This is a genomic window from Pseudomonas sp. 05N434 (genome assembly GCF_056396965.1).
The window spans coordinates 1-5723 of record NZ_JBFTMK010000326.1 but is presented as its reverse complement, the minus strand read 5'-3'; the positions used below and the strand labels follow the sequence as shown (position 1 = coordinate 5723).

General features: G+C 56.4%; 8 protein-coding genes. 6 read left to right on the top strand and 2 right to left on the bottom strand.

Annotated elements, in window-relative coordinates; all coding sequences use genetic code 11:
- Positions 1 to 246 precede the first annotated feature (246 nt).
- Positions 247 to 507: a hypothetical protein gene (locus AC1DLB_RS19470; protein WP_064618677.1), complete on the top strand. Its 261-nt coding sequence runs from the start codon at positions 247 to 249 to the stop codon at positions 505 to 507.
- A gap of 191 nt (positions 508 to 698) precedes the next feature.
- On the opposite strand, the gene AC1DLB_RS19465 is transcribed toward AC1DLB_RS19470, so the two are convergent.
- Positions 699 to 1163, bottom strand: coding sequence for a VOC family protein (locus AC1DLB_RS19465; RefSeq protein WP_086945144.1), 465 nt, complete (start codon positions 1161 to 1163; stop codon positions 699 to 701).
- 204 nt (positions 1164 to 1367) lie between these two features.
- On the opposite strand from AC1DLB_RS19465, the gene AC1DLB_RS19460 reads away from it, so the two are divergent.
- The 3 genes from AC1DLB_RS19460 to AC1DLB_RS19450 all read left to right on the top strand — a co-directional run bounded on the left by AC1DLB_RS19460 (position 1368) and on the right by AC1DLB_RS19450 (position 3122).
- The gene (locus AC1DLB_RS19460) at positions 1368 to 2432 is read left to right on the top strand and encodes an alpha/beta fold hydrolase (RefSeq protein WP_477743665.1); all 1065 of its coding nucleotides are present in this window, start codon (positions 1368 to 1370) and stop codon (positions 2430 to 2432) included.
- 159 nt (positions 2433 to 2591) lie between these two features.
- A complete protein-coding gene (locus AC1DLB_RS19455; RefSeq protein ID WP_477743666.1) occupies positions 2592 to 2903 on the top strand; it encodes a hypothetical protein in 312 nt (103 codons plus the stop codon).
- Positions 2904 to 2918: 15 nt separating this feature from the next.
- The gene (locus tag AC1DLB_RS19450; protein ID WP_477743667.1) at positions 2919 to 3122 is read left to right on the top strand and encodes a hypothetical protein; all 204 of its coding nucleotides are present in this window, start codon (positions 2919 to 2921) and stop codon (positions 3120 to 3122) included.
- A gap of 24 nt (positions 3123 to 3146) precedes the next feature.
- Here AC1DLB_RS19450 and AC1DLB_RS19445 read toward each other — a convergent pair whose 3' ends face one another.
- Positions 3147 to 4154 carry an aldo/keto reductase gene (locus AC1DLB_RS19445; RefSeq protein ID WP_258612333.1) on the bottom strand — a complete coding sequence of 336 codons (1008 nt, stop codon included), beginning with the start codon at positions 4152 to 4154 and terminating at the stop codon, positions 3147 to 3149.
- A gap of 92 nt (positions 4155 to 4246) precedes the next feature.
- Between AC1DLB_RS19445 and AC1DLB_RS19440 the strand changes: the two genes are divergently transcribed.
- Complete coding sequence (locus AC1DLB_RS19440) at positions 4247 to 5146, top strand: LysR family transcriptional regulator (RefSeq protein WP_018925615.1); 900 nt, start codon at positions 4247 to 4249, stop codon at positions 5144 to 5146.
- Positions 5147 to 5203: 57 nt separating this feature from the next.
- Positions 5204 to 5524 carry an isochorismate lyase gene (locus tag AC1DLB_RS19435; protein WP_111454019.1) on the top strand — a complete coding sequence of 107 codons (321 nt, stop codon included), beginning with the start codon at positions 5204 to 5206 and terminating at the stop codon, positions 5522 to 5524.
- Positions 5525 to 5723 lie beyond the last annotated feature (199 nt).

Genomic DNA, 5723 nt, shown 5'->3' with positions numbered 1-5723 from the left:
CCATTTTCGCAGTGACATTCGGACAAATGGAAGCTTACACAATAATCACTTCTATGCCGCACCCAATGACTGACAACTTTTTCTTTATTACATTCTCCATCGAGCACGCCGCGTCCATCTTCTTTATCTTCTACGCTGCAATTAAAAGACGAAACCACCGAAGGAGAGGGATATACCGATAGCGGCTCACAAGATCAATCTGTAATCAGAGGCAATCTGGCGATACAAAATCTGGGAGACGAGAGAATGAATGCACTTAAACGCGTCGTGGGAGTACTGGCCTTAGGCTTTTGGTTTTCTTCATTTTTTGCCTGGAAATACTTTGATGCTCACGGACTGAGAACGCCGGATCTTCAAAGTGGAAAAACCTACCCGCTGGATACGCACGGTTCGGTTGTATACCTAACGCCCCATGAGCATTACTTTTTGTACGGTTTGATCATCGCTGGCATAGTGTTTTTCCTACTCAGCGCTGTTTTTTATTTTGTCGGGAGCAAGCGACCATAGTTTGTTGCCAGTGGACACAATGAAGAAGCACCATGGCGCTAACCAGCAAAATTCCACTCTACGACAGTCGATGGCCCACGCTCTTCCTTAGCGCCACGGTTTATGGGGGTCAGTCTCGACATCCGCTCGCAGTGACCACGTAGAGCCTGGACCAGTCGGCTAGTCAGCGTGGCAATGCCGAGCGCCCTCCCTCAGCCCTCCTCGGCAAATGCCTCCTTGATAAATGCCTCCAGCTCTTTCTCTTCAAGCAACTCAATAGAAAAATGCCCGAAGCGTTTCGGTAACCAGAGTATGCGTGTCCCACTTGGCGTCTGGAGGTTATCGCGAGACAGCGGTTTGCCGTTCTCATCTTCCGGCTGGACGCCTGCGTCGATCAATTCGTCGTAGGCTGCCTCGATGTCCGGTGTGGAATAGCAGTGCCGGTAGATGGTGCCTTCGCCGTTGGCGTCCATCAGAGCCTTGAGATTTCCGGTAAACGGTTGCACCAGCATAAGGCGCTCCGTACCAAACATGACGATCGCATAGCGCACATGCAAACCGTCGCGCTGCCAATCAAGTGTCTTTGAAATTCTGGCGCTGAAGACACGGGCGTAATACTTGCACGCTTCCTCAAGGTCTTTGACGAGAACATCCACGTGGCTGAACTTTAATTTCAATGGCCCCACCTTTTTCAGACATGCGATTTGATACCGAGATCTCTCCTTATGTATCACAGTGTGTCTGATTAGCCTCTTGATACATGATTTTTCACCAGGCCTGCGATTCGACACAGACCAGATACGTCGCTACGTTCAAATGCAAGCAAGGTTTCAAGGGGCTCAGCCAGATCCCTGGCCAACGACTTGCAACGGAGACATCACATGAAGATGGCACTGCAGAACAAAACCGGCAAAACCCGCCACCGCCTGGTCGGCTCGTCGATCCTCGCGTTTACCCTGTTCAGCGCTCTCGGTGCGGCCCACGCACAAACGACCACCGCGGCGCAGCCAACCTCGGTCAATGCTGGTGCCACTCATGCAACACCCTCCCCGTTCGGCCCGCTCAAGCATGTCAACGCCGGCCTGCTGGACGTGGCATACGCCGAAACAGGCCCGGCTAATGGGCCAGTGGTGATTCTTCTGCACGGCTGGCCGTACGACATTCACAGCTATGACAAGGTCGCCCCGTTGCTTGCCGCGAAGGGCTATCGAGTGCTGATGCCGTATGCGCGTGGCTATGGCGATACGCATTTTCTGTCCGATAAAACAGTTCGCAATGGCCAACCGGCTGCACTGGCCAGTGACGTCATCGACTTCATGGATGCGCTGAAGATCAAACAAGCCGTGCTCGGTGGTTACGATTGGGGCGCACGCTCGGCCGACATCGTCTCGGCGCTGTGGCCAGAACGGGTCAAGGCGCTGGTCTCGGTCAGCGGGTATCTGATCGGCAATCAGGCGGCCGGCAAGAACCCGCTGCCACCCAAGGCTGAATTGCAGTGGTGGTATCAGTTTTACTTCGCCACCGATCGCGGTCGCGCCGGGTACGAGAAAAACACCCACGACTTCGCCAAGTTGATATGGCAACTGGCTTCGCCGAAATGGGCGTTCGACGACGCCACTTTCGACCGCAGCGCCAAGGCGCTGGAAAATCCCGACCATGTCGACATCACCGTGTTCAACTACCGCTGGCGCCTGGGCCTGGTCCAGGGCGAGAGCCGATACGAAGCGCTGGAGCAGAAACTGGCCACGGCGCCTTCCATCAGCGTGCCGACCATCACCCTTGAAGGCGATGCCAACGGTGCGCCGCACCCGGCCCCCGAGGATTACGCCAAGCGCTTCACCGGCAAATACGAGTTCCGGCTGATCAGCGGCGGCATCGGCCACAACCTGCCGCAGGAAGATCCGCAGGCGTTCGCCAAGGCTGTGATTGATGCGGATCACCTTTGAGGTGATCTGACATCCATGCACTTGCCCCGCTGAACACCTTCACAACAACGGCTCGTTTATTTAACGAGCCGTTTTAACCAAGGCAGGCGTAACACCGTCTAATCTGAATAGAACACGACCACAAACACGCCTCCAACCTCTTGATACAGGGGAAACGGGATGATCGGCAAAACAGCACGCCAATGTTCGTCATGGATCCTCCCTTCCCTGCTCGTCATCAACCTGGCCCTGACCGCGGGCTGTGCGGGCAAAACTTCCACGGCCCGCTACTCGGCCTCAAGTGCAGACTCAAGCGCAGGCTCAAGTTGCTATGCAAAAGCGCTACCCACTGCTGGCGAGGGCGGCCTGGCCTGGGGCTCCACCCTGGACAAGGCTCGCCAAAAGTCCATGGATAACTGCATACGCTATGCCGGCCAATCCGGTGGCACGCCGACGACCTGTCATGTGGTGATGGCGGAGTGCAAAAACTGATAGCAAGGTGTATCGGTGACGCAGCAGATCCGGCCGTTGCTCAAGGAGATCGAAGCGAAACTGCCGTCACTTATGCTGCAACTGCAGAACTTCTCTCGCATGTGGATGGTGGTGCTGACCGCGCCGCCGGGCTTGATCGGTGTTGTGGTGGGTAGCATTGCGATCTTGATCGACCGCTCTGCTACCCATCGAACGCCTACGTTCAGTATGCAAAACTGAACACTCATACTCTTCTCAATAGTGTCAGGCGGCACCAGGGACATTTGTTCCCATGCCCGCCGGCAGGAACGGTCGAATTTCATCGATTTCCGCAGCGCTGAGGCGCAACTCCAGGGCTGCAATCAGCCCGTCTACTTGCGCACGATGGCGGGCTCCGACAATGGCGCCCGTCACGACCGGCTTGCGAAGTACCCAGGCGATGGCGACCGCAGCAGCGCTCACCCCGTGCCTTTCTCCAATACGTGCCATGACGTCAACCAATGCCAGGTTCGCACTCAAACGGGGTTCCTGGAAATCAGCACTTCGGGCCTTGCGCCAATCGTCTTCGGGCAGTTGCGAAATGCGTTCRCGCGTCATGCTGCCGGAAAGCAGCCCTGATTGAAGCGTGGAATAGGCAAGGACCCCCATCCCGGCCTGCTCGCAGAATGGCAAAACGTCCTGCTCAATGTCCCGCATCAAGGCCGAGTACGGCGGCTGGAGCGAAACGATCTCTGTCACCTCCTGCGCCCGCTTGAGTTGAGCGACATCGAAATTCGATACACCGATCGCGCGGATCTTTCCTTGATCGCGCGCGGCGGCCAAAGCCGAAAGCGCCACTTCAATGCCTTCACTGCTGGCGTCGGCAGGAAAAGCAGGCCAGTGGATCTGATAAAGATCGATCGTCTCGACTTGAAGCCGGCGCAAGCTTGCGTCGATCTCGGCGAGCAAGGATTGAGGGGCCAGTGAATGCGAAATCTTCTTCGTGACCGGGTCCCAGACCAAACTGCCTTTGGTGAACACCAAAGGACGCCGTGACGCCGGCACCCGCCGCAGCAATTGCCCCACCAATTGCTCTGCATGGCCCAAGCCATAAACCGCAGCGGTGTCAATCCAGTTCACGCCGCGTTCGACGGCATATTCAAGTGCGCCCAGGCTGTCCTTGTCATCCTGCGCTCCCCAACTGTACTCCCAGCCGGTGCCGGCGATTGCCCAGGTTCCCAGGCCAATCGGTGAAATCAGAAAATCCGATGATCCAAGACGATTGTTTTGCATAGCCACCTCTCCACGAATGATGGAGGAAGTATCCGGCAGAGGTCTCATGACGATAAGATAGGTAATCGTATTTGAACTACTGAACAAAACTCATGAGTCATCACCCCGATCTCTCTGAACTCGACGCCTTTGCCGCCGTCGCTCGCCATCGCAGCTTTCGCAAGGCCGCCGACGAACGTGGCGTTTCGGCTTCCGCGTTGAGTCACGCAATGCGAGCGCTGGAAGCACGTTTGGGCATCAGACTGCTGAACCGAACCACTCGTAGCGTGACCCCGACCGAGGCCGGCCAGCAGCTATTGGCGACGCTGGTCCCGAGCCTGCACCAGGTTAACGATGCATTGGCGCAATTGACCTCGATGCAGGAAGTGCCCACTGGCAAACTTCGCCTCAACGTGGCGCGTCCGGCGGCTCGCATCGTGTTTGCGAAAGTGCTGGCGCCCTTCGTGGCCATGTATCCACGTATTCAGTTGGACCTGATCACCGATGATGGATTGACCGATATCGTCAATGAGGGATTTGACGCTGGAGTCCGCTTTGGTGAAAGCCTGGCCGGTGACATGATCGCAGTCCCTGTCGGCGCACCTCAATCGTTCGTGACCGTAGCCGCGGATGCTTATCTGGCCGCGAAGGGAACCGCGCACGTCCCCCGCGACTTGCTCGACCATGCGTGCATTGCCAGGCGTTTTCCCAGTGGCAAACTTTACGCCTGGGAGTATCAAGCCGACGGTCAACCGATACGGTTATCCGTCACCGGCCCGCTGATTCTGGAAGACGATGCGCTGATGATCCAGGCAGCGAAAGACGGCGCTGGTATTGCCTATGTCTACGAGGAGCTGGTGCGCGACGATCTCCGGAACGGGCATCTCAGAGAAATACTCCAGGAGTGGAAAGCACCGCCCAGCCGGTTCTTTCTTTACTACTCAAGCCGGCGCCATGTGCCACCCGCCTTGAAAGCACTCATCGAATTTATCAGCGCTCGCGAGGCTGCATAGCCGTCGTAAAATCAAAACTTGAATCCCACGATTTTTTCAACAAACGGAGTCACCTACATGGAAGTCATCAATCAGTTGCAGCCCGCAGAGTGTGCAGGCATGGAAGATATCCGACGCGAAATCGACGCCCTGGACCAGGCCGTTATCAAGCTGTTGGGCAAGCGTTTTCACTACGTGCTGGCCGCCTCGAAGTTCAAGACCTCGGTGACTTCGGTGCGCGCTCCGGAGCGTTTCAAGGCCATGCTGGCAACACGACGCGAATGGGCCGAAGCCGAGGGCCTGAGCCCGGATGCCATCGAGAAGATGTACAGCGACCTGGTGAACCACTTCATTGCCGAAGAGATGAAACACTGGGCGGCTCATCGATCCGAAACCTGACGCTAGCGTCCTGACTGTCCGCCGAGGTCTATTTGGTCAGCCATGACAGGCTGCGATAGGCCTGGAGCGGACTTGCGCTCGACTCGCAGAAAACGCTGATGGCAAAGGAACTGCTATCGGCTGATTCTGTTGAAACACGGCCGAGTACACTGGCGAACACTTTATTCAAACATCAACTCCTATTAATACGTCATTTACC

Excerpts from the sequence above, each read along its gene's own strand:
- AC1DLB_RS19470 (WP_064618677.1), top strand. The coding sequence starts at position 247 with ATGAATGCACTTAAACGCGTCGTGGGAGTACTGGCCTTAGGCTTTTGG.
- AC1DLB_RS19460 (WP_477743665.1), top strand. The coding sequence starts at position 1,368 with ATGAAGATGGCACTGCAGAACAAAACCGGCAAAACCCGCCACCGCCTG.
- AC1DLB_RS19455 (WP_477743666.1), top strand. The coding sequence starts at position 2,592 with ATGATCGGCAAAACAGCACGCCAATGTTCGTCATGGATCCTCCCTTCC.
- AC1DLB_RS19440 (WP_018925615.1), top strand. The coding sequence starts at position 4,247 with ATGAGTCATCACCCCGATCTCTCTGAACTCGACGCCTTTGCCGCCGTC.
- AC1DLB_RS19435 (WP_111454019.1), top strand. The coding sequence starts at position 5,204 with ATGGAAGTCATCAATCAGTTGCAGCCCGCAGAGTGTGCAGGCATGGAA.